The organism is Ruegeria sp. HKCCD7255 (assembly GCF_013031565.1).
GTDB lineage: Bacteria > Pseudomonadota > Alphaproteobacteria > Rhodobacterales > Rhodobacteraceae > Ruegeria.
This window is the reverse complement of sequence record NZ_WQAG01000012.1, coordinates 44,638-64,956: the sequence shown is the minus strand read 5'-3', so window position 1 is coordinate 64,956 and position 20,319 is coordinate 44,638. Positions and strand designations below refer to the sequence as shown.

Sequence of the window (20,319 nt, the reverse complement as noted above, 5' to 3'; positions counted from 1 at the left end):
GCACCGACGGGCCAGAGGGATTTGGTGCTTCGGGCCTGGGTCTATGAAGGCTTGAGGGGTCCACCCCCTTCACGCGGACGTCGTCCGGGCTCACCCTCAGGGTATTTCGGGCCAGATGACGTGGGCAGCGCGATTTGAGTTATTTGGACAGGGTGTCCAGCAGCGCTTTGGCGGCCGCCTGTTCGGCCTGACGTTTTGATCCAGCTGTGGCTTGGGCTTCGGTTCCGTCCTGCAGGCGCGCGGCGATGGTAAAGATCGGTGCGTGATCCGGGCCGCTGCGTTTGGTTTCCACATATGATGGCGGTTTCTGACCCCGTGCTTGAGCCCATTCCTGCAGCGCGGTTTTGGCGTCGCGGGCGTCGGCCTCAACCGAATGAATGCGGTCGCCCCAAAGGGCCAAGATCACATCGCGCGCAGCCTCGAACCCCGCGTCGCGGTAGATCGCTGCGATTACCGCCTCCATCGCATCCCCCAGCAGGGCTTGCTTGCGGCGCCCGCCGGAAAGCATCTCGGAACGGCCCAACTTCAATACCGCCCCCAGATCGATCTGGCGGGCCACATCGGCGCAGGCCTCTTTGCGCACCAGAGCGTTGAAACGCGGGGCGAGTTGCCCTTCGGTGGCTTTCTTGTCTGCTTCGAGCAAGGCAGTGGCCATCACCAGACCCAAGACCCTGTCGCCCAGAAACTCGAGCCGCTGATTATCAGGTCGCGTCGGCGACGACACCGACCCATGGGTCAGCGCCCGCAAAAGCAGCTCGGGGCTTTGAAATTCATAACCCAGGCGTTTTTGAAAAGCCTGTATCTCAGACGATAGCTTCACTTGACGGCCTTAAAGAACCGGTCGCCGCGCCATGTCCAGAAGAACAGCATCGAGCGGCCAGCCGATGAGAAGAAGATACGATCTGCGCGGCCGATCAGGTTTTCGTAGGGCACATATCCGACACCTCCGGCCGATTGCGGCAGTCGGCTGTCAGCCGAGTTGTCGCGATTGTCCCCCATAAAGAAGTAGTGGCCCTCGGGTACGTTGTAGATGCCTGTATTGTCCGATCCTTGATCGCCGATATTCAGAACGTCATACGAGACGCCATTTGGAAGGGTTTCAATCGAGCGGGACTTTTCGCAGGCGCCGCCAATCCCCACCGGGCCATTTTCGCATCGCGGACGCAGACCTTGCGGGCCCTGAGGCTCTGCGATTTCGGTGAACACGCCATCGGGTTGTTGTGGCACCGCAACATCGTTCAGGATGATCTGGCCATCGCGGATCTGGATACGGTCGCCGGGTAAGCCAATCAGGCGCTTGATATAGTCACGCCCAGTGACCGGGTGACGGAACACGATGACGTCGCCGCGTTCAGGCTCTCCGCCCCAAATGCGTGTATTGTCGCCTTTCATCCAGCCGCAGATATCTTCAGCGTCGATATTCAGGCCAAAGCGCGGGATGATCAGGCTGGGACAAGAAGCATAGGAATAGCCATAAGTCATCTTGTTGACGAACAGGAAATCCCCGATCAGCAGCGTTTGCTTCATCGACCCCGACGGGATCCAGAACGGTTGAAAGAACAGGGTGCGGAATACACCTGCGATCAGCAGCGCATAGACGATGGTTTTGATCGTCTCCCAGACGCCGCTTCCGGTCTTGGCTTCCTCGGCCATACTGCTCTCTCCAGTCTTTGCTTGGCTTTGCTGCTACATGCGGGGATGGTAGGGGCAAGTCAAGGCCGCGTGGCGTGATCTTGAAGGGGCCGCGCCTCGATCACCACGAAGGCCTGTGCCCAGGGGTGGTCATCGGTCAGCGTCACGTGGATGATGGCTTCGTACCCTTCCGGGGTCATCTCTTTTAGGCGCTCAGCCGCCCAGCCGGTCACATGCATGATAGGTTGGCCCGTACGCAAGTTGCTGACCGCCATGTCCTTCCATGCGATGCCCATGCGCAGCCCGGTGCCCAGCGCCTTAGAGCACGCCTCTTTCGCCGCCCAGCGTTTGGCGTAGGTGCCCGCCGTGTCTGCTCGTCGTTCCGCCTTGCGTTGTTCGGTCTCGGTGAAGACGCGATTGCGGAAACGGTCGCCAAACCGATCCAGCGTCCCCTGGATGCGGTCGATATTGGCAAGGTCTGTGCCGATACCGAGGATCACGTCAGACTTCCAAAACCACGGTGCCCAGTTTCTGCCCCGCCTCAACCAACTGATGGGCGGCAACGGCATCTTCCAAACCACCTGCGGGCACGACCGCGTGGCTCAGCGCGCCTTGGTCCAACCACTGGTTCAATTGCGCCTCGCCCTTTCGGCGGGTGGCGGCGTCCAGTTGGTAGACGATCAACATATCCAGGCGGATGTTTTTGAACATGAAGCCATAGAAATCCAACTCGGGCCGCATTTGCGAGGCAGATGCGTAGCTGGCAATCGTGCCACCTGGTCGGATCAGGGCCAGCGAGGCAGCTTGGTTGGCGGCGAAATCCACCTCGACGATGCGGTCCACACCTGCGCCTTGGGTCATATCCAGCACGGCTTCGGTCACGTCATCGGTGCGGTAGTTGATCCAGTCCGAGGCGCCGGAATGAGCCGCCTTTTCTTCCGAACTGACGGTAGTGGTCACCCGCGCACCGCCCAGCGCCGCCATTTGGCAGGCATAGCGCCCTACGGTGCCCGCCCCGCCGGTGACCAGAACGGTTTTTCCTTCGATTGGGCCGTCGCCAAAAAGAGCGTACCAGGCTGTCAGCGCCGGTATGCCCAAGCACGCCCCTTCGGCAAAGCTTGTCCCCTCCGGCAGCCAAACAGCCTGTTCGGATGGCAGGGCGATGTATTCGGCACCCGTTCCGAAAGCACGCTGCCATTGACCGTTCCAGATCCAGACCCGCTGGCCAACCCGTGCCGCATCGACGCCTTGCCCGACAGCCTCGATCACGCCAGCACCGTCCGAGTGGGGGATGACCAGAGGATATGCCATCACGGCACCCGGGCGCGCACCACCGCGCAGCTTTACGTCTGACGGGTTGATCCCACTGGCATGAACGCGCACCAGAACTTCGCCTGGCGCGGGGCTTGGCACAGGCATCTCGGTGATGCTCAGCACGTCTGCGGCGGGGCCAAATTCTTCGTAAGTTATTGCTTTCACAATTCGCCTCGATTCACGTTGTCATAAGCAAAGGCACAAAACACCTATAACCGCACCGTCAGTATCTTGTAGCTTGCGACACCAAAGAAACCTGCAAACGCCAAGTCAAACCAGCGACGTGTGTTGCGATAAATACGGACCATTCTTTCGGACGAGAAAAGAAATGCATAGCCAATGAAAACCAGCAAAGAACCCACATATAGCATCAAGAAATACGCCAAAAGGACCGATAACCCGGCGTTCTCGGGCGCAACAATGGCATAGATGGATCCCCAGCTTAGGATCGCTTTGGGATTGGTAAGATGAATCGCCGCGCCCTTGGCGAAGACGGTGCCAAGGCTACCAGTGACAGGTCTTCCCATCGCAACCTCATCCGAGTTGAAAGCCCGGCGCAACGCCTTGAGCGCCAGCCAACTCAAATAGGCAACGCCAACATACCGGATCACCTCAAAGACCCAGACATTTGCAAGCATGATAGCCGAAAGGCCTAAAGCGGCCGCTATGCCCCAACTTGCTGAGCCCGCACAAATGCCCAGAGCAAAAACCAAACCCGAACGACGTCCTTCGTTCATTGCCGTACCGGCGATGCCCATGGTTGCAGGTCCGGGCGACCCACCTGCCATAAGCCAGGCGAACCAAATAGCGATAAAAGCCGGGGTAATCATGCGCGCGCCACATCCAACAGGCGGCGCATTTCGCGGATCGCGGGATCGAGGCCCAGAAAAATCGACTCACCGATCAGGAAGTGACCGATGTTCAACTCGCGCACCTCAGGGAAGGCTGCGATGGGCATGACCGTGTCATAGGTCAAACCGTGCCCGGCATGGACCTCAAGACCCAGTGAATGGGCAAATGTGGACATCTGCCGCAAGGCTTCCAATTCCCGCGCGGCGTCGTCCTCTCGGCCTTCGGAGAACGCATCGCAATAGGCGCCTGTGTGCAGCTCGATCACTTCCGCTCCGATCCGGTGGGCGGCCTGGATCTGACGCTGATCCGCAGCGATGAAGATGGACACCCGGCAACCCACGTCACGCAGGGGCGCAATGAAATGCGCCAGCTTGTTTTCTTCGCGCGCAACTTCCAGCCCGCCTTCGGTGGTCCGTTCCTCACGCTTTTCGGGCACGATACAGACCGCATGTGGCTTGTGACGCAGGGCGATTTTCTGCATCTCATCGGTTGCCGCCATCTCAAAGTTCAGCGGAACCGAAAGCACTTCCATCAGCCCGTCGATATCCGCGTCCGAGATGTGGCGGCGGTCTTCACGCAGATGGGCGGTAATGCCGTCAGCACCCGCCTCTTCCGCCAGTTTGGCAGCCCGTAATGGGTCGGGGTAAGCCCCGCCCCGTGCGTTGCGGACGGTTGCCACATGATCGATGTTCACACCCAAACGCAGATGGTTGTCAGACATCCGTTGATTCCTCTTTCACAGTTCGGCCCGAGACTATGGGCATTGCCCCCGGAACGGCAGAGTTTTCTTGTGCAAGGCGTTTGATTTCCTCGAACTTCGCCTTGATCCGCGCGCGGCGGCGCTGCTGATAGGTGAGGATCAATGGATAGCTGAGGTAATAACAGATAACGCCTGCGATCAGGCCTGGAATGATCCCGCCGATCATATAGGGGAAGAACACATCATCATAAAACTTGTCCAAACCGCGCCAGTCAGCAACGCGATCCGAAAAAATTGCGAAAAAGTTGTTCTTCAGGTCGCCCAGGGCGTCGGCAAACTTGGCGCCCAGGCCTTGCGTGTCACTTTCGTCATATTCCGTACCCAGTAGGAAATGACCAGTTTGCAGACAAATCACACCTATCGGAACATAGGTCAGCGGATTGCCGAAAAACGTTCCGCTGAGCGAGGCCAATATGTTGCCTTTGATCAGACGTGCTCCAATCGCAGCCACCACAAAATGCATCCCGTAAAACGGCGTGAAGGCCGCAAAGACCCCGGCACCAATCCCGCGCGCGATGCGGTCAGGTGTATCGGGAAGCCGGCGCACCCGGTGTTTGACATAGAGGAAGGCGCGGGTCCAACCGCCGCGCGGATAAACGAATTCCGATGCGATCTGGATAGGCGAGCGTCGATCTCGGCGCTTGAATACCACTCCTGATCACCCTTTCCTAACCAGCTGCAACTGCGGTTTTAGCTATATCCCGGTGCCGTTCAACTGCAGCCACATCACTTTCCGCCTCAAGCATCAGCATCAGCGAATGCAGCTGCTCAAGATCACGCAGCTCAACGCTCAGCAACAGTCGGTAAAAATCGGGTTTACGATCGACAAATTGCAAGTTCGAGATATTGGCCTTCTTCTCGCCGATCAATGTGCAAATGCGACCCAGAACTCCGGCGTCATTGCCAATGGTCAGCTCAAGCGTGGCGCTGTAGACAGCCGGGTGAGTACCAGAATGCCAATGCAGATCCACCCAACGCTCGGGCTCGCTCTCGAACTCGCTGAGCCGGTCACAGTCGATGGCGTGCACCACAACACCTTTGCCACGATAGGTGATGCCAACAATGCGCTCGCCCGGCAAAGGCTGACAACAAGGCGCACGGTCAAAGCCCTGACCGGGCTCAAGACCGATCACTGCACGCCGCAACGGGATCGCGTCGCCTTCGTCTTTTGTCAGCTCGGGATAGACTGCCTCGACCACATCATGCGCAGTCAGCTCAGCGCTGCCCAAGCGCGCAAGAAGCTCATGCCGGTCGTTCAAGCGCAAGTGCTTCGCGGCGGTGTCCAACGCCTTGTCCGTTGCTTTGCGCCCGACATGTTCGAAACCCGAGCGTGCCAATTCCTTACCCAGCTTGATAAAGCGTTCGCGGTCCACCTCGCGCAGCGCCCTGCGGATGGCCGTGCGCGCCTTGCCGGTCACCGCTATCTCAAGCCAGGTCACCTGCGGCGTCTGCCCATCAGCCGTAATGATGTCGACGGATTGACCGTTTTTCAGACGGGTCCAAAGCGGAACGCGGATACCGTCAACTTTGGCACCCACACAAGCGTGCCCGATGCGTGTGTGGATGGCATAGGCAAAATCGATCGGAGTTGCGCCACGCGGCAGTTTCACAACATCCCCTTTGGGCGTGAAGCAGAACACCTGGTCCGAGTACATCTCCAGCTTGACGGCTTCGAGAAAATCTTCGTGATCCTCTTCGCTGTCGAACTGTTCGGTCAGATTGGCAATCCATTTGGCGGGATCGACCGCAAACGGGTTTTCCGAGCGCACACCGTCACGATAAGACCAGTGCGCAGCCACGCCTGTTTCGGCCACGTCATGCATCTGGCGGGTGCGAATCTGCACCTCGACGCGTTTGCCGTCACGCCCAGATACCGTGGTGTGGATCGAACGATAACCGTTCGACTTCGGTTGACTGATGTAGTCCTTGAACCGTCCTGGCACCGCGCGCCAGCGCTGATGGATCGCGCCCAGCGTACGATAACAATCTTCCTCAGACCCGGTGATGATCCGAAAACCATAGATGTCAGATAGCCGCGAAAAGCCCTGATCCTTTTCCTGCATTTTGCGCCAGATCGAATAGGGCTTTTTGGCGCGCCCAAAGACCTCGGCCTCAATCCCGGCCTTATCCAACTCGTGCCGCATGTCACCAGTGATCCGGTGGATCACGTCGCCGGTTTCGCGTTGCAAGGTGATAAACCGACGAATGATCGATTGCCGACCTTCCGGGTTCAACACGCGGAAAGCGAGATCTTCCAGCTCTTCGCGCATCCAATGCATCCCCATACGGCCGGCAAGAGGCGCGTAGATGTCCATCGTTTCGCGCGCTTTTTGAACCTGCTTTTCAGGACGCATCGCCTTGATCGTGCGCATGTTGTGCAAACGGTCGGCCAGCTTGACCAGGATCACCCGCAGATCCTTGGACATGGCCATGAACAGTTTGCGGAAGTTTTCGGCTTGCTTGGTCTCTCGGCTGGACAGTTGCAGATTGGTCAGTTTGGTAACGCCATCGACCAGCTTGGCAACCTCATCGCCGAACAGGTCCGCCACCTTCCCATAGTTGGCCTTGGTGTCTTCGATCGTGTCGTGCAGCAAAGCCGTGATGATCGTCGCATCATCGAGACGTTGTTCGGTCAGGATGGCGGCAACAGCAACGGGATGGGTAAAATAGGGCTCGCCGGAATGGCGAAACTGCCCCTCGTGCATCTGTTTCCCGAACTCATAGGCCCGGGTGATGCGGTCAACATTCGTTTTCGGGTTGTAATTGCGGACCAGCGCAATCAGGTCGTCAGCAGAAATCATCCGGTCCGCACCTTCATACTGGGGCTTAGCCCTGGCCCTGTGCCTCCATCAGGGCACGCAGGAGCTTTTCTTCGGACATGTCGTCTTCGACAGGCTTGTCCGAATCTGCACCCATAAGCAGTGCCATCTGATCTTCTTCCGGCTCGTCAACTTCGATCTGGGTCTGGTTCGACTCGATCAGACGCTCGCGAAGCTCATCTGCGCTTTGGGTTTCGTCTGCGATTTCCCGCAACGAAACAACAGGGTTCTTGTCGTTGTCACGCTCAACGGTGATCGACGCACCAGCGGAAATCTCGCGTGCCCGGTGGGCTGCAAGCATAACCAGTTCGAACCGGTTCGGGACCTTGTCTACACAATCTTCAACCGTAACGCGGGCCATTGGGCGCTCTCCGTAACTTCATCCGTGGCAAGAAGGGGTTTATCTAAGCGCGAATCCCGGCCTTTACAAGCAAGAAATACGGCCAACCGGCAGATCACAGGGGCTGAATAGCCGAGATGTCTTCGTCGGGCAGGTTGTCCAGCATCTGCCGCACGGTTTGGCCCAAAACGGGATGCGTCCAGTCGGGCAGAATATCCGCCATCGGAACCAACACAAATGCCCGGTCCTGCAAGCGCGGATGCGGCAATATCAACCGTTCGGGCGCCGATTTCATTTGTTCTGTGGAGGGCAGCAGACGCCAATGATTGTATTCTTTGAGGCTTGGTGAGACCTGATCGCCGCAGCACACTATGTCCAAATCAAGTGTTCGCATTCCCCAACGCTGCTGTCGTTGTCGTCCAAACCGGTTCTCAATTTCGTGCAATATGTCCAAAACAGACCGGGGCGGCAGTTCGCTACCGACCAGAACGGCAGCATTCACATAATCAGGCCCGGAACCGGCGGGAAAACACGGTGTCTTGTAAAAACGACTTCTGGCGCGAATCACCAAACCAGAAGTTTCCATTGCGTCAACTGCACGTTCAAGTGTCATCTCGGGGCTTTGCGATCTCAAACTGAGATTAGCCCCAAGGGCCACAACGGTATCTAAAGTATTATTAACCAAGGATACCTCCATATTCGGTTCAGAGAATACTTGCGGTAACAGCGAAATGACTTATTTTAGGCTCATCATTGTGCTGACCAATTTTTTCTCACTCACAGATCTCACGGCACGATGTTTTGTACCGAAAGGGTCTTTTTATGTTCTACAAAGACGAACGGCTAGCGCTGTTCATCGATGGATCGAACCTCTATGCCGCCGCCAAAGCGCTTGGGTTCGACATCGACTACAAACTCCTCCGCCAGGAATTCATGCGCCGAGGCAAACTGCTTAGGGCATTCTACTACACCGCACTACTGGAAAACGACGAGTATTCACCGATCCGGCCTTTGGTAGATTGGTTGCACTACAACGGCTTCACCATGGTGACCAAACCAGCCAAGGAATACACCGACGCGATGGGGCGTCGGAAAGTCAAAGGCAACATGGACATCGAATTGACCGTCGACGCCATGGAGCTTGCACCACGCGTTGATCACATTGTGCTGTTCTCGGGCGATGGGGATTTCCGCCCGCTGATTGCCAGCCTGCAACGTCAAGGCGTTCGGGTCTCGGTCGTGTCGACCATTCGCAGCCAACCCCCGATGATCTCGGATGAGTTGCGCCGCCAGGCAGATAATTTCATCGAATTGGAAGATCTGCGCGACGTCATTGGCCGCCCACCTCGCGAAATGCCAACCGATACGCGCGGCGTAGCAGTGGCCGGAGGCAGCTAAGCTTTTCTGGCCCACACAAGCGACAAAAAATAAACGCGGTCAGAGCATTTGCCCTGGCCGCGTTTCTTTAACTAAGACTTGGTGATCAAACACCTGTTTCTTATCTACGATTCATGTCAAACAAATGACGCGCTCCTGTCTGGACCAAGGCAGGTAAAAGACCTAACTGCCTCGTAAGGAGACAGATGATGACCAAGCCCCCCCTGACCTTGTACCTTGCCGCCCCGCGCGGGTTCTGCGCCGGTGTGGATCGCGCGATCAAGATTGTCGAAATGGCAATCGAGAAATGGGGGCCACCCGTCTATGTGCGCCATGAGATCGTGCACAACAAATTCGTCGTCGACAGCCTACGCGACAAAGGCGCGGTCTTTGTCGAAGAACTGGATGAATGTCCTGACGACCGGCCCGTCGTGTTCTCGGCGCACGGGGTTCCGAAGTCGGTTCCCGCGGAGGCGTCTCAGCGCCAAATGGTCTTTGTCGATGCCACCTGCCCTTTGGTATCGAAAGTGCATGTCGAGGCGCAACGCCATTCGGATGCCGGGCTACAGATGATCATGATCGGCCACAAAGGCCACCCCGAGACTATTGGCACCATGGGACAACTGCCCGAGGGTGAGGTGCTGCTGGTAGAAACCGTCGCAGATGTCGCAACCGTGACGGTCCGCAACCCGGAAAAGCTAGCCTTTGTCACCCAAACCACGCTTTCGGTGGATGACACGAAGGACATCATCGCCGCGCTGCAAGATCGCTTCCCGGCCATTGTCGGTCCACACAAGGAAGATATCTGCTATGCGACCACCAACCGGCAGGAAGCGGTAAAAGCCGTGGCGCCAAAATCAGATGCATTGCTGGTCGTGGGCGCGCCCAACTCGTCGAACTCGCGCCGCCTGGTCGAGGTCGCGTCGCGTGCAGGCTGCAATTATGCGCAACTTGTTCAGCGCGCGACAGATATTGACTGGCGCGCGCTTGAGGGGATTTCCAGTGTCGCGATCACCGCCGGTGCCTCAGCCCCCGAGGTCCTCGTAAACGAGGTCATCGACGCGTTTCGCGCCCATTACGACGTCACCGTTACACCTGTGGAAACCGCAACCGAAAACGTCGAATTCAAAGTCCCGCGTGTTTTGCGAGAACCTGCATGAACGGCATTCCCCGTGCCCCTCTGTTCTTGGGATTGGCGGGCCTGATACCCTTTGTTTGGGGGGCGCTGACTCTTTTGAATAGCGATCTTCAGGCCTGGGGCAGCCGTGCCTTGGGGCCACGGATGGTCGGGCCTTATGTGCAGCTGTTCTATGGCTCGGTCATCCTCAGCTTTATGTCCGGGGTTCTCTGGGGCTTCGCCACAAAAACCGCGGGAACCAAGGCGATAATCTGTTATGGCCTGTCAGTGCTGCCTGCCCTGTGGGCGTTTTTCATGACAGGAGGTGGACCTGTGGCTGCCGGCCTGAACCTGATGACCGGCTTTGTCGGCCTTCTGATCCTGGATGCCCTGTTCTGGCAATGGGGGCTGGCACCGCGTTGGTGGCTGAAACTGCGCCTGTTGCTCACCACCGTCGTTGTTTTGTGCCTGGCCGTCGGAGTGTACCTGTGACCGATCAAGACACCATTGCCGTCTATGACGCCCAAGCCGAAAAATATGCGCAGCTTACCAATGAGGACAACGCAGCCGATCCTCGGGTTTCCGAGTTCATCGCTGCAATTCCCGCAGGTGGACGCGTCTTGGATCTCGGATGCGGGCCGGGAACCTCGGCCGCGCTTATGGCGCAAGCCGGATTGGTTGTGGACGCGACAGATGCCTCAGCCCGCATGGTCGAACTTGCCTCGACCCATCCCGGCGTGACAGCCCGACAAGCCGGATTCGCAGACCTTGACGCTGCAGGCCTGTATGATGGGATTTGGGCCAATTTCAGCCTGCTCCACGCCGCGCGGGCGCAATTTCCCAGCCATCTGGCCGCTATCCAGGATGCGTTGAAACCCCGTGGCATCTTCTTTATCGCGATGAAATTGGGCCAAGGTGAAGGCTCGGATCGGCTGGGGCGGTTCTATAGCTATTATTCCGAGGATGAATTGAAGACCTACATGAAGGATGCCGGTTTCACGGTAGTCAGCCAACGCACCGGTCGCGGAACGGGCTTGGATGGCTCGGAGTCGGACTGGATCGGATTGCACACCTATGCCTGAGCTTTTTGCCTATACCGATGGGGCCTGTTCCGGCAATCCGGGCCCCGGGGGCTGGGGCGTCTTGCTGCGCGCCATGCAAGGCGAGACCGTTCTGAAGGAACGCGAACTGAACGGCGGCGAGGCGGAAACCACCAATAACAGGATGGAGCTTCTCGCCGCGATCAGCGCTCTTGAAACGCTGGAGCGCGCGTCCACCATCACCATCGTGACTGACAGCGCCTATGTGAAAAACGGTGTGACCGGCTGGATTTTCGGCTGGAAACGGAACGGCTGGAAAACCTCGAACAAAAAACCCGTCAAGAATGTGGATCTGTGGCAGCGTCTCGATGCAGCGCAAGAGCGGCACGATGTGACATGGGAATGGGTCAAAGGTCATGCAGGTCATCCCGAAAACGAGCGCGCCGACGAATTGGCGCGTACCGGTATGGCCCCGTTCAAACCCAAAAAGTCAGAAGCATGACGGCGCTGTCGCTGCTGGACTACGCATCGGTTCTGGTCTTTGCCCTGACCGGGGCGCTGGTCGCCAGCCGGGCGCAGCTGGACCTTGTGGGATTTGCGTTCATCGCCTGCCTGACGGCGGTAGGCGGTGGCACGGTACGAGATCTGCTGCTGGACCGACATCCGGTTTTCTGGGTGGGTCAACCCAACTATGTCCTGATCGCCTGTGCAGCAGCCGTTCTGGTGTTCTTCACCGCACATCTGGTTGAAAGCCGTTACCGCTGGCTGATCTGGCTGGACAGTTTTGCCCTGTCCATCGCAGTCGCGGCGGGGACAGGCGCAGCCCTGTCACTGGATCAGTCGGGGGTGATTGTCGTGCTGATGGGTGTGACCACGGGCTGCCTGGGTGGTTTGATGCGCGATGTGGTCTGCAATGAAGTGCCGTTGGTGCTGAAACAAGGTGAACTTTACGTGACCTGCGCTTTTGCAGGGACAGTGACGGCTGTCATGGCGACCCGGTTGGGTTTGGATGCTCTACCCGCGCTTGGCCTCTGCGCTTTGGTCTGTTGGGGGCTCAGGGCCGGATCCTTGTTGTTTGGCTGGCAACTACCGGTTTACAAAGGGCGCCCACCATCGGCTTAGCGCCGCAGGTAGGTTTTCCAGATCCAGATCACCAGCAACGCGCCCAGAACCGCACCGACGAAACCGGACATCCAGCCCATCACCGAGGCAAGCGAACGTAGGATCAACCCACCCAAAAGTGCGCCTACAATACCGATCAATAGCGTGGCCGGGATGCTTGCTTCAATCCGCATCAGGCGTGTGGCTAGAAAACCGGCTGCGGCTCCGATGATGATCAAAACGACGATGGGCATGTCATTTTCTCCAATGCGTGGGGACGATGATCAGCGCACCAATCGAAGACAGCACCGCATCAAGTCCCGGCGGTCCAAAGCTGATGCCAAACATGATGCGGACAAAATAGAACAGGAACGCGCCGCCGACACATATGATGATCGACGGCAGGTACCCGTTATGGGTGAACCCGGTCTTCTCGGATAGATAGCCCACAATCCCGGCAATCACGACAGTGCCCATCAGGACCATGAACATGGCGGTCTACTCCGACGAAAGACGGGTGCCGACCGGGATCGGCCACCCTCGCAAGAAAGTTTCCCTATCCTGCGCGCCTTTGCCCGCCCGTTGCAAGCGCAACAACTCAACCGCACCTTCCCCGCAGGCCACGCGCAGCTGGTCATCCAGCACTTCTCCCACCGATCCCTGCCCCTCGGCCAGCCGAGAGGAGAGCAGCTTGATCCGCTCGCCCTCGATTTCGGTCCACGCGCCAGGAAACGGAGACAGCCCTCGGATTTTCCGATCCACCTCGGAGGCGGGTGCTGACCAGTCGATGCGCGCTTCGGCTTTGTCGATCTTGCTGGCATAGGTCACGCCTGCCTCAGGTTGCGGTTCCGGGGTCAGGTCCGGCAATTGGGCCAAGGCCCGAACAATCAGCGCCGCCCCCATATCCGACAGACGATCATGTAGCTGGGCGGTGGTTTCCTCAGCCCCGATATCCGTGGCCTGACGCAGCAGAACGGGCCCGGTGTCCAGCCCGGCCTCCATCTGCATGATGCAGATCCCAGTCTGCGCATCACCGGCCATGATCGCGCGGTGGATCGGTGCCGCCCCGCGCCAGCGCGGCAACAGGCTGGCATGGATATTCAGACACCCTTGGCTGGGCGCATCCAGAATGGGTTGCGGCAAGATCAGCCCATAGGCGACCACCACGGCCACATCAGCTTTCACCGCAGCAAAACGGTCTTGTTCTTCGGGGGATTTCAAAGAGGTCGGATGCCGCACCTCTAACCCCAAGGCTGCAGCCCGCGCATGCACCGGCGTTGGACGATCTTTCTTACCCCGCCCAGCAGGGCGTGGCGGCTGACAATAGACGGCGGCGATCTCGTGCCCGGCCTCGACCAGCGCATCCAACACCGGCACCGAGAAATCGGGCGTTCCCATGAAGATGATGCGCATCGCTATCCCTGTTTCTTTGCCTTGCGCAGCAGCATATCGCGTTTGACCTTGCTGAGCCGGTCGAAATACATCCGCCCGTTCAAATGGTCGATCTGATGCTGCACGCTGGTGGCTTCGATCCCGACAAAGTCGCGACGGTCGATCATGCCCTGTTCATTCAGAAACCGCACGGTCACCGCGCGAGGGCGTTTCACCTTGGCCGAGACACCCGGCAGGTTTGGGCTGGCCTCATCATGTTCACGCAGCTCGACCGAGCTGTGCAGGATCTCGGGATTGGCCAGACGCACCGCCTTGCCGCGCTGCGTCGATCCGTCAACAACCGCCAATCGCAACATCACCCCGATCTGTGGCGCTGCCAGGCCAACGCCCGGCATTGCCTCCATCGTGTCGATCATATCGTCCCAGATGGCACGGATCTCATCGGTGATCTCGGATACTTTTTCGGCCTTGGTGCGCAGGCGTTTGTCAGGCCAAGGCAGGCATGTGCGCACCGTCATGCGCGCGCCCGTTCACGTTTGAGCTTTTGCATCTTGCGCGTGATCATCTGACGCTTGAGTGGTTTGAGATAGTCGATGAACAGCTTGCCGTTCAAATGATCAATCTCGTGCTGCACACATGTGGCCCACAACCCGTCGAACGTCTCTTGCTGCTCGTTGCCGTCACGGTCTAGCCAGGTGACATCCACCACCTTGGGGCGCGTGACCTCGGCATATTGCTCGGGGATCGACAAGCAGCCTTCTTCGTAGACATTCGTCTCATCCGATGACGCGATGATCTCGGGGTTGAACATGATCAAGGGGCGTGGAGACTCGCCTTCTTCTTTGACGCAATCCACCACGATCAGCCGGTCCAGCACCCCGATCTGAGGTGCCGCGAGGCCGATGCCCGGCGCGTCATACATCGTTTCCAACATGTCAGCGGCCAGGCTACGCAGTTCGTCGGTGATATCGGCCACCGGCGCGCAAACCTTTTTCAGGCGGGGGTCAGGATGGATCAGGATATTGCGTTTCATGAGGCTGATTTAGGTCATCGCGCCCGTCACCGCAACGGCCCCCTTGCACCCGATCGATTTGTGGTTAGCTTTCGCCCCGACAGATGGAGATGACATGACTTTCAACGACCTGATCGACCGCCGGGGCACCAACTCTTCAAAATGGGACAAGATGGAGCGTCTCTATGGCGTGTCGCCCGAAGATGGCTTGGCCATGTGGACGGCAGATTCCGACTATGCGACCGCCCCTTGCGTGATCGAGGCCGTGCGCGCGGCCGCAGAACACGGCGCGTTTGGATATTCGTGGATACACCCGGACTACTTGAACGCGGTGCAGTGGTGGATGAACACGCGTCACAACTGGCAGATCGACACGGATTGGATTCTCACCTCGCAAGGTTTGGGCAACGCGATTGCCTTGTCGCTGGACGTATGGAGCGAACGGGGTGACGGCGTGGTCATATTCACGCCCGTTTATCATGAGTTTGCGCATAAGGTGAACAAGGCCGGTCGGCGACTGGTCGAATGCCCCTTGGTCCGTGACGGAGACAGCTATGCGCTGGATCTGGAGGACGCTCAACAGCGCTTGGACGGGTCCGAAAAGCTGTTGCTGTGGTGTTCGCCCCAAAACCCCTCGGGTCGGGTCTGGACAGCGGATGAGCTGCGCGCGGTGGCAGAGTTCGCCAAGCGGAACGGGTTGATACTGGTATCGGACGAGATTCATCACGACCTTGTCTATCCCGGAAACAGTTTTGTACCGATGGACGTCGCCGCGCCCGAAGCGCGCCCGTGGACAGTGACCCTGACCGCCGCATCGAAAACCTTCAACATCGCCGGTCAGCGCACCGGGAATATGATCATCCCAGACCCGAAACTACGCGCGGAAATGCGGCACCGGGTGCAGACGCTGGACTATGATCCCAGCGCATTGGGCGTGGCGATGATCACGGCCGCCTATTCCCCGGAAGGGGCGGCATGGACGGATGCTCAGGTCGCGCATCTGGATGAAAACCGCAAGCTGTTCGATGCCACCATTGCCGAAATCCCTGGGCTCTGGTCGATGCCGCTCCAGGCAACCTATCTGGCTTGGGTCGATTTTTCGGGCACCGGGATGAACCATGCCGAGTTTGTGAAACGCCTGCGCGAGGATGCGCGTATCGCCACCTCATCCGGCCCCGGTTTTGGCCCGGGCGGAGAAACGTTCGAGCGTTTCAACCTCGCCACGCAGCGCACGCGGGTGGAAGAGGCCTGCGTACGGTTGAAACAGGCATTCGGCGATTTGCAATAAGGCAGCGACAGCATTCCACTGCAAAAAATGGAAGATCAATACGGTATTCTGCCGGCTGGCTGACTTGCCGAGCCGGAAATCAATCAAGCATCCGCTGAATGCTGCTTTCACCGCTGGCGAGCCTCGCAAACCGTCTTGGCAGGCGTTTCCCGACAACGGTCGTTCATATATGGGGCCTGATGAAGAATAGGTGCTGGCCTTCCGGAAACGGATCCAATGATGCAATGCGCGCGAACAGTCTAGGTTCAAAAATCACACCATGAGCCAAAAAGTTGGGCTGGCGAGTACGGCGGAATCACTCAAACCTTAGGGTGGCGACACCTTCGCCCCGAAGCGTCTTCCAACCCCTATTCGTCGGATTCCAGCAAAGCAATCGGTGCGTCGGGCGCGCGATAGAAATCCAACGGCGCTTTGTCATGCGCCGCCGTGCTGCGTTTGAATTCGTAGCGCATTTCGCCCGCCTGTTCTTCATCCGCGATGATCAGGCATTGATACAGGTGATTTGCCCCATCAAAAATGTCGACCAATCCGCGAAGGCGCGGTGTTGATGCCGCCTCGACCGCAAAGCCATCTTTCCACAATGAAAGGATTTTATAGGCATTGTCGCCAAATTCGACACGAAGGCGACTGGCTTTTTTCAAGGATGCGATTCGCGCAGCGTCCAATTCGGCGCGAATTTCTTTTGAAACATAGGTACTCATTCAAAAAACTCCCCAAACGCACTCTATTTTGACCCCATCCAGGTAAAAATCCAATGAACACGCGCAGGACCTTTTCGACTGTGTGCATCGCTGCAGGCAATCTGCGCGTCAATTCCGGTAGGAAAACACAACGCCAAGACCTAGGTTCGACTTCAACCAATCGGAGGACGAAAGATGGGGCTGCTTGTTGACGGCATTTGGCACGACCAGTGGTATGACACCAAATCCAATAATGGCGCTTTCAAAAGATCTGCCGCTCAGTTTCGCAATTGGATCACAGCCGATGGGGCCGCCGGACCTTCGGGCAAAGGCGGGTTCAAGGCAGAAAGCGGACGGTATCACCTATATGTCAGCCATGCCTGCCCCTGGGCGCATCGCACACTGATCTTCCGTGAACTCAAAGACCTGAGCAATCATATCTCCGTCTCGGTTGTTCATCCCGACATGCTGACACAAGGCTGGACTTTTGAGACCGACGAAAACGGTGCCACAGGCGACGATCTCTATGGGCTCGACTTCGCGCATCAGATCTATACCAAAGCTAATCCCACCTATTCCGGGCGCGTGACCGTTCCGATCCTGTGGGACAAGGTGCAGGAAACGATCGTGTCGAACGAAAGCTCGGAAATCATCCGCATGTTCAATTCAGCCTTTGACGGGATCACCGGAAACACCGACGACTATTGGCCCGAAGCGATGCGCGACGAAATCGAAGAGGTGAACGCCCGCATCTATTCGAACGTCAACAACGGCGTCTACAAATCCGGCTTTGCCACATCGCAAGAGGCCTATGACAATGCGGTTGCGCCGTTGTTCGAGACCTTGGACTGGCTGGAAGATCGCCTGGCGCGAAACCGCTACCTAATGGGCGAGCGCGTGACCGAAGCAGATTGGCGCCTGTTCACAACCCTGGTCCGGTTTGACCCGGTCTATCACCTGCATTTCAAATGCAACCGCAAGCGTCTGATCGATTACCCGAACCTATGGGCCTATACGCGCGAATTGTATCAGTGGCCGGGCGTGGCCGAGACGGTGAATATGAACCACATCGTGCGTCACTATCACTTTAGCCACGAAAGCATCAATCCGCACCGGATCGTTCCGGTCAATCCACAGTTGGATTACCTGGAACCACACATGCGGGATCAGCGCCCCGCGGCATAGTGCTCGACCATCGCGGCCAAGTCTTCGGGCGGGGTACTGCTTTGAACATAGGCGCAGGCATTGGTGCTATGGGAAAAGATTGACCCGTCCGAAAAGAAGGTTGTGTTGGTAACAAAGATGACGCGCCTCTGGTCGGCGATAGCTTGCGAAATCGGCAACCGCCAGAGCGCTGCCGGTCTCGAGAACCAGGTCCAGCACGATGATCTCGAAATCCGTTCCGTAAAGCGCAAGAATTGCGGCTTCCTGAGTTCCCACCAAAGTGACCTCGGCACCCTGTCTCTCCAGATGCCTTTTCCAAACCCGACCGAGGTCAGGATTACTCTCAACAATCAGTACTTTCATTTGCAACTACCTCGGCACGTGATATGATGCGTTATGCCGACCCCCAAGGTCCGTGATCCAGCCAAATCCTTAACAAAGTGTTAACATGACCTGTCACTGGCCCTGCTCGCGCGGATTTGCTTGCCCGAACGGCGAAAATCCGCTTGAAACGGGAAAATCCGGCCAAATCCAACGAATTGTACGATGAACCAGTCTGACAGTTTGAACCCACGCGCAACACGCGACCATGGCGGTGGGCTCGCCGCTGCGATGGAGCGTTATGGTGGCATCTGCGGGGACTGGCTTGACCTATCGACGGGCATCAACCCTCGTGCTTATCCGATCGGCGAACTGTCTGGCACGGATTGGACGGCGCTACCCGACCATGATGCTTTCCAGGCCATAAGCGGTGCGGCCCGCGCCTTCTGGAACGTACCGGATCAGGCTGCAATTCTACCCGCACCTGGCGCTTCGGCTCTGATCGCGCGCATTCCCGCACTGGCGGACCCGGGGCGTGTGCGGATCACAACACCCACCTATAACGAACATGCTGCAGCTTTTGCGGCGCATGGATGGGACGTTCAGGAAGAAGGCCCGGCTGAAGCGCGGGTTCTGGTGCACCCAAACAACCCAGATGGTCGCCTGTGGTCGGCCAGTGACGCGGATGCCGCGCTGACCGTGATCGATGAAAGCTTTTGCGATGTGACGCCGGACAAGACATTGACCCAATTGGCCGAGCGACCGGGAGTGATCGTTCTAAAGAGCTTCGGCAAGTTTTGGGGCCTTGCGGGTCTGCGCCTGGGCTTTGCCATTGGTCAACCAAGTGTCATCGATCGGCTCAATGACCTGACAGGCCCCTGGGCCGTTTCGGGCCCTGCCTTGCGCATCGGAGAGCGCGCTTTGCGCGACCTGAGCTGGGCCGAGGAGACACGCGCTCGCCTGAGCCAAGGTGCAGACCGTTTGGATGCGATGTTGACCGCACACGGAGCACAAGTCGTAGGAGGCACCAGCCTTTTTCGCCTGTATCGCGTCGACAGGGCGTTCGCGTGGCAAGACCGCCTGGCCCAAGCACATATCTGGAGCCGGATCTTCCCCTATTCCGACACCTACCTGCGCCTGGGCCTGCCACCCTCAGATTCTTGGGACCGGCTTGAGGCCGCGCTGTGACCACCGCGCTTTTGCTGATCGCCGCGATGTGCCTCGATGCCGCGTTGGGCGAGCCGGACTGGCTTTGGTCTCGCATTCGTCACCCCGCCGTTCTCATCGGCAACTGTATCGGCTGGCTAGACCAGCACCTGAATCGCGGATCAGGCAAACGCGTGAAAGGGATCGCGGTTCTGGCTCTGTTGATCCTGTGCGGATGGGGCATCGGCGCCCTGCTGGCACAGTTGGGACCATTGGTCGAAATCCTCGTTTGCGCCATTCTTCTGGCCCAGAAATCGCTGGTCACGCATGTACGCGATGTCGCCGACGGGCTGCAGATTTCGCTGGAAGAAGGACGCGGTCGGGTCGCGATGATCGTCTCACGTGATACGCGCGACATTAGCCAGCCTCAGGTCGCGCGATCGGCCATCGAAAGTGCCGCAGAAAACCTCAGCGATGGGGTCATCGCACCTGCATTCTGGTTTCTGCTGGGCGGGCTACCCGCGATCCTGATCTACAAGGCCGTCAACACAGCCGACAGCATGATCGGGTACCGCACCGAAAAATATGCATCCTTCGGTTGGGCCGCCGCGCGATGTGACGACCTGTTGAACCTGATCCCCGCGCGCCTGACCTGCGTTATGATCATGGCGCTGTCGGGCACATGGTCGCGCTGGCGCGAGATCGTTGCCGACGCGCGACGCCATATCTCACCCAATGCCGGATGGCCCGAGGCCGCTATGGCCCGCGCGCTTGGGATCGCACTGGCCGGGCCGCGAAGCTATGATGGCACGATGCGCGATCTGGCCTGGGTCAATGGTGACGCCCGGCGTGAGATCGGCCCGCATGAGGTTTTTCGCGTCTGTACCATGCTTTGGCAGGTTTGGGGGCTTGCGCTTGGCGCGCTGTCAGTGTGGGTTGGGATCAAACTGATTTTCTGACGGGA

General features: G+C 58.2%; 26 protein-coding genes and 1 pseudogene. 10 read left to right on the top strand and 17 right to left on the bottom strand.

Annotation, left to right across the window (positions count from 1 at the left end; genetic code table 11):
• Positions 1-139: 139 nt before the first annotated feature.
• The 10 genes from rnc to folK all read right to left on the bottom strand — a co-directional run bounded on the left by rnc (position 140) and on the right by folK (position 8,414).
• Positions 140-820: a ribonuclease III gene (rnc, locus tag GOX45_RS18310; protein ID WP_171102789.1), complete on the bottom strand. Its 681-nt coding sequence runs from the start codon at positions 818-820 to the stop codon at positions 140-142.
• Positions 817-1,653 (bottom strand): signal peptidase I, encoded by an 837-nt coding sequence (lepB, locus tag GOX45_RS18305; RefSeq protein ID WP_171102787.1) that lies wholly within the window; start codon positions 1,651-1,653, stop codon positions 817-819. The genes rnc and lepB overlap by 4 nt, the downstream gene beginning before the upstream one ends.
• A 59-nt stretch (positions 1,654-1,712) precedes the next feature.
• Positions 1,713-2,132, bottom strand: a complete 420-nt coding sequence (gene acpS, locus GOX45_RS18300) for a holo-ACP synthase (RefSeq protein ID WP_171102786.1) — start codon at positions 2,130-2,132, stop codon at positions 1,713-1,715.
• A 1-nt stretch (position 2,133) separates the two neighbouring features.
• The gene (locus tag GOX45_RS18295; protein WP_171102784.1) at positions 2,134-3,111 is read right to left on the bottom strand and encodes an NADPH:quinone reductase; all 978 of its coding nucleotides are present in this window, start codon (positions 3,109-3,111) and stop codon (positions 2,134-2,136) included.
• A gap of 44 nt (positions 3,112-3,155) precedes the next feature.
• Entirely contained in the window at positions 3,156-3,776 is a 621-nt protein-coding gene (locus GOX45_RS18290; protein ID WP_171102782.1) for a LysE family translocator, read from the bottom strand.
• The gene (locus GOX45_RS18285; RefSeq protein ID WP_171102779.1) at positions 3,773-4,519 is read right to left on the bottom strand and encodes a pyridoxine 5'-phosphate synthase; all 747 of its coding nucleotides are present in this window, start codon (positions 4,517-4,519) and stop codon (positions 3,773-3,775) included. Before GOX45_RS18285 ends, GOX45_RS18290 begins: the two co-directional genes overlap by 4 nt.
• Positions 4,512-5,210: a DUF2062 domain-containing protein gene (locus GOX45_RS18280; RefSeq protein ID WP_171102778.1), complete on the bottom strand. Its 699-nt coding sequence runs from the start codon at positions 5,208-5,210 to the stop codon at positions 4,512-4,514. Before GOX45_RS18280 ends, GOX45_RS18285 begins: the two co-directional genes overlap by 8 nt.
• Before the next feature lie 16 nt (positions 5,211-5,226).
• Entirely contained in the window at positions 5,227-7,359 is a 2,133-nt protein-coding gene (locus GOX45_RS18275; protein ID WP_171102776.1) for a bifunctional (p)ppGpp synthetase/guanosine-3',5'-bis(diphosphate) 3'-pyrophosphohydrolase, read from the bottom strand.
• A gap of 25 nt (positions 7,360-7,384) precedes the next feature.
• Positions 7,385-7,738 carry a DNA-directed RNA polymerase subunit omega gene (gene rpoZ, locus GOX45_RS18270; RefSeq protein ID WP_171102774.1) on the bottom strand — a complete coding sequence of 118 codons (354 nt, stop codon included), beginning with the start codon at positions 7,736-7,738 and terminating at the stop codon, positions 7,385-7,387.
• A 94-nt stretch (positions 7,739-7,832) separates the two neighbouring features.
• Positions 7,833-8,414, bottom strand: coding sequence for a 2-amino-4-hydroxy-6-hydroxymethyldihydropteridine diphosphokinase (gene folK / locus GOX45_RS18265; protein ID WP_171102771.1), 582 nt, complete (start codon positions 8,412-8,414; stop codon positions 7,833-7,835).
• Between the two features lie 125 nt (positions 8,415-8,539).
• On the opposite strand from folK, the gene GOX45_RS18260 reads away from it, so the two are divergent.
• The 6 genes from GOX45_RS18260 (at position 8,540) to GOX45_RS18235 (ending at position 12,373) form a co-directional block, all read left to right on the top strand.
• A complete protein-coding gene (locus GOX45_RS18260; RefSeq protein WP_171102769.1) occupies positions 8,540-9,115 on the top strand; it encodes an NYN domain-containing protein in 576 nt (191 codons plus the stop codon).
• Positions 9,116-9,303: 188 nt separating this feature from the next.
• Complete coding sequence (gene ispH, locus GOX45_RS18255; RefSeq protein WP_171102767.1) at positions 9,304-10,254, top strand: 4-hydroxy-3-methylbut-2-enyl diphosphate reductase; 951 nt, start codon at positions 9,304-9,306, stop codon at positions 10,252-10,254.
• Positions 10,251-10,703: a DUF3429 domain-containing protein gene (locus GOX45_RS18250; protein ID WP_171102765.1), complete on the top strand. Its 453-nt coding sequence runs from the start codon at positions 10,251-10,253 to the stop codon at positions 10,701-10,703. The genes ispH and GOX45_RS18250 overlap by 4 nt, the downstream gene beginning before the upstream one ends.
• Positions 10,700-11,293, top strand: coding sequence for a class I SAM-dependent methyltransferase (locus tag GOX45_RS18245; RefSeq protein WP_171102763.1), 594 nt, complete (start codon positions 10,700-10,702; stop codon positions 11,291-11,293). The genes GOX45_RS18250 and GOX45_RS18245 overlap by 4 nt, the downstream gene beginning before the upstream one ends.
• Complete coding sequence (gene rnhA, locus GOX45_RS18240; protein ID WP_171102761.1) at positions 11,286-11,753, top strand: ribonuclease HI; 468 nt, start codon at positions 11,286-11,288, stop codon at positions 11,751-11,753. The genes GOX45_RS18245 and rnhA overlap by 8 nt, the downstream gene beginning before the upstream one ends.
• Positions 11,750-12,373: a trimeric intracellular cation channel family protein gene (locus GOX45_RS18235; RefSeq protein WP_171102759.1), complete on the top strand. Its 624-nt coding sequence runs from the start codon at positions 11,750-11,752 to the stop codon at positions 12,371-12,373. Before rnhA ends, GOX45_RS18235 begins: the two co-directional genes overlap by 4 nt.
• Here GOX45_RS18235 and GOX45_RS18230 read toward each other — a convergent pair.
• Genes GOX45_RS18230 through def (GOX45_RS18210) form a run of 5 tightly spaced genes read right to left on the bottom strand, consistent with a single transcriptional unit; the run spans position 12,370 to position 14,777 of the window.
• Positions 12,370-12,606, bottom strand: coding sequence for a GlsB/YeaQ/YmgE family stress response membrane protein (locus GOX45_RS18230; RefSeq protein WP_171102757.1), 237 nt, complete (start codon positions 12,604-12,606; stop codon positions 12,370-12,372). The two genes, GOX45_RS18235 and GOX45_RS18230, sit on opposite strands and share 4 nt — an antisense overlap.
• Before the next feature lies 1 nt (position 12,607).
• Positions 12,608-12,844, bottom strand: coding sequence for a hypothetical protein (locus GOX45_RS18225; protein ID WP_170400813.1), 237 nt, complete (start codon positions 12,842-12,844; stop codon positions 12,608-12,610).
• 6 nt (positions 12,845-12,850) lie between these two features.
• Positions 12,851-13,765 (bottom strand): methionyl-tRNA formyltransferase, encoded by a 915-nt coding sequence (gene fmt / locus GOX45_RS18220; protein ID WP_171102756.1) that lies wholly within the window; start codon positions 13,763-13,765, stop codon positions 12,851-12,853.
• 2 nt (positions 13,766-13,767) lie between these two features.
• Positions 13,768-14,262 (bottom strand): peptide deformylase, encoded by a 495-nt coding sequence (gene def, locus GOX45_RS18215; RefSeq protein ID WP_171102754.1) that lies wholly within the window; start codon positions 14,260-14,262, stop codon positions 13,768-13,770.
• On the bottom strand, positions 14,259-14,777 hold the full coding sequence (def, locus tag GOX45_RS18210) for a peptide deformylase (RefSeq protein ID WP_171102752.1): 519 nt from the start codon (positions 14,775-14,777) through the stop codon (positions 14,259-14,261). The genes def (GOX45_RS18215) and def (GOX45_RS18210) overlap by 4 nt, the downstream gene beginning before the upstream one ends.
• Positions 14,778-14,871: 94 nt before the next feature.
• Between def (GOX45_RS18210) and GOX45_RS18205 the strand changes: the two genes are divergently transcribed.
• A complete protein-coding gene (locus tag GOX45_RS18205) occupies positions 14,872-16,044 on the top strand; it encodes a MalY/PatB family protein (protein WP_171102751.1) in 1,173 nt (390 codons plus the stop codon).
• A 347-nt stretch (positions 16,045-16,391) separates the two neighbouring features.
• On the opposite strand, the gene GOX45_RS18200 is transcribed toward GOX45_RS18205, so the two are convergent.
• The gene (locus tag GOX45_RS18200; protein WP_171102749.1) at positions 16,392-16,745 is read right to left on the bottom strand and encodes a hypothetical protein; all 354 of its coding nucleotides are present in this window, start codon (positions 16,743-16,745) and stop codon (positions 16,392-16,394) included.
• Positions 16,746-16,919: 174 nt separating this feature from the next.
• Between GOX45_RS18200 and GOX45_RS18195 the strand changes: the two genes are divergently transcribed.
• Positions 16,920-17,909 carry a glutathione S-transferase family protein gene (locus tag GOX45_RS18195; RefSeq protein WP_171102747.1) on the top strand — a complete coding sequence of 330 codons (990 nt, stop codon included), beginning with the start codon at positions 16,920-16,922 and terminating at the stop codon, positions 17,907-17,909.
• Here the strand turns inward: GOX45_RS18195 and GOX45_RS18190 are convergent.
• Positions 17,891-18,251 (bottom strand): annotated as a pseudogene (locus GOX45_RS18190) (response regulator transcription factor). The gene GOX45_RS18195 and the pseudogene GOX45_RS18190 sit on opposite strands and share 19 nt — an antisense overlap.
• Positions 18,252-18,434: 183 nt before the next feature.
• Here GOX45_RS18190 and cobD point away from each other — a divergent pair.
• Both cobD and cbiB read left to right on the top strand, forming a co-directional pair.
• Positions 18,435-19,397: a threonine-phosphate decarboxylase CobD gene (gene cobD, locus GOX45_RS18185; RefSeq protein ID WP_171102745.1), complete on the top strand. Its 963-nt coding sequence runs from the start codon at positions 18,435-18,437 to the stop codon at positions 19,395-19,397.
• Complete coding sequence (cbiB, locus tag GOX45_RS18180) at positions 19,394-20,314, top strand: adenosylcobinamide-phosphate synthase CbiB (protein ID WP_171102742.1); 921 nt, start codon at positions 19,394-19,396, stop codon at positions 20,312-20,314. The genes cobD and cbiB overlap by 4 nt, the downstream gene beginning before the upstream one ends.
• The last annotated feature ends 5 nt before the right edge of the window (positions 20,315-20,319 follow it).

What these genes read in the sequence shown, in the direction of transcription:
- lepB (WP_171102787.1), bottom strand. Translation starts at nt 1,653, where the DNA reads ATGGCCGAGGAAGCCAAGACCGGAAGCGGCGTCTGGGAGACGATCAAA.
- GOX45_RS18290 (WP_171102782.1), bottom strand. Translation starts at nt 3,776, where the DNA reads ATGATTACCCCGGCTTTTATCGCTATTTGGTTCGCCTGGCTTATGGCA.
- GOX45_RS18285 (WP_171102779.1), bottom strand. Translation starts at nt 4,519, where the DNA reads ATGTCTGACAACCATCTGCGTTTGGGTGTGAACATCGATCATGTGGCA.
- GOX45_RS18275 (WP_171102776.1), bottom strand. Translation starts at nt 7,359, where the DNA reads ATGATTTCTGCTGACGACCTGATTGCGCTGGTCCGCAATTACAACCCG.
- rpoZ (WP_171102774.1), bottom strand. Translation starts at nt 7,738, where the DNA reads ATGGCCCGCGTTACGGTTGAAGATTGTGTAGACAAGGTCCCGAACCGG.
- folK (WP_171102771.1), bottom strand. Translation starts at nt 8,414, where the DNA reads ATGGAGGTATCCTTGGTTAATAATACTTTAGATACCGTTGTGGCCCTT.
- GOX45_RS18260 (WP_171102769.1), top strand. Translation starts at nt 8,540, where the DNA reads ATGTTCTACAAAGACGAACGGCTAGCGCTGTTCATCGATGGATCGAAC.
- ispH (WP_171102767.1), top strand. Translation starts at nt 9,304, where the DNA reads ATGACCAAGCCCCCCCTGACCTTGTACCTTGCCGCCCCGCGCGGGTTC.
- GOX45_RS18250 (WP_171102765.1), top strand. Translation starts at nt 10,251, where the DNA reads ATGAACGGCATTCCCCGTGCCCCTCTGTTCTTGGGATTGGCGGGCCTG.
- rnhA (WP_171102761.1), top strand. Translation starts at nt 11,286, where the DNA reads ATGCCTGAGCTTTTTGCCTATACCGATGGGGCCTGTTCCGGCAATCCG.
- GOX45_RS18235 (WP_171102759.1), top strand. Translation starts at nt 11,750, where the DNA reads ATGACGGCGCTGTCGCTGCTGGACTACGCATCGGTTCTGGTCTTTGCC.
- GOX45_RS18230 (WP_171102757.1), bottom strand. Translation starts at nt 12,606, where the DNA reads ATGCCCATCGTCGTTTTGATCATCATCGGAGCCGCAGCCGGTTTTCTA.
- GOX45_RS18225 (WP_170400813.1), bottom strand. Translation starts at nt 12,844, where the DNA reads ATGTTCATGGTCCTGATGGGCACTGTCGTGATTGCCGGGATTGTGGGC.
- fmt (WP_171102756.1), bottom strand. Translation starts at nt 13,765, where the DNA reads ATGCGCATCATCTTCATGGGAACGCCCGATTTCTCGGTGCCGGTGTTG.
- def (WP_171102754.1), bottom strand. Translation starts at nt 14,262, where the DNA reads ATGACGGTGCGCACATGCCTGCCTTGGCCTGACAAACGCCTGCGCACC.
- def (WP_171102752.1), bottom strand. Translation starts at nt 14,777, where the DNA reads ATGAAACGCAATATCCTGATCCATCCTGACCCCCGCCTGAAAAAGGTT.
- GOX45_RS18205 (WP_171102751.1), top strand. Translation starts at nt 14,872, where the DNA reads ATGACTTTCAACGACCTGATCGACCGCCGGGGCACCAACTCTTCAAAA.
- GOX45_RS18200 (WP_171102749.1), bottom strand. Translation starts at nt 16,745, where the DNA reads ATGAGTACCTATGTTTCAAAAGAAATTCGCGCCGAATTGGACGCTGCG.
- GOX45_RS18195 (WP_171102747.1), top strand. Translation starts at nt 16,920, where the DNA reads ATGGGGCTGCTTGTTGACGGCATTTGGCACGACCAGTGGTATGACACC.
- cobD (WP_171102745.1), top strand. Translation starts at nt 18,435, where the DNA reads ATGAACCAGTCTGACAGTTTGAACCCACGCGCAACACGCGACCATGGC.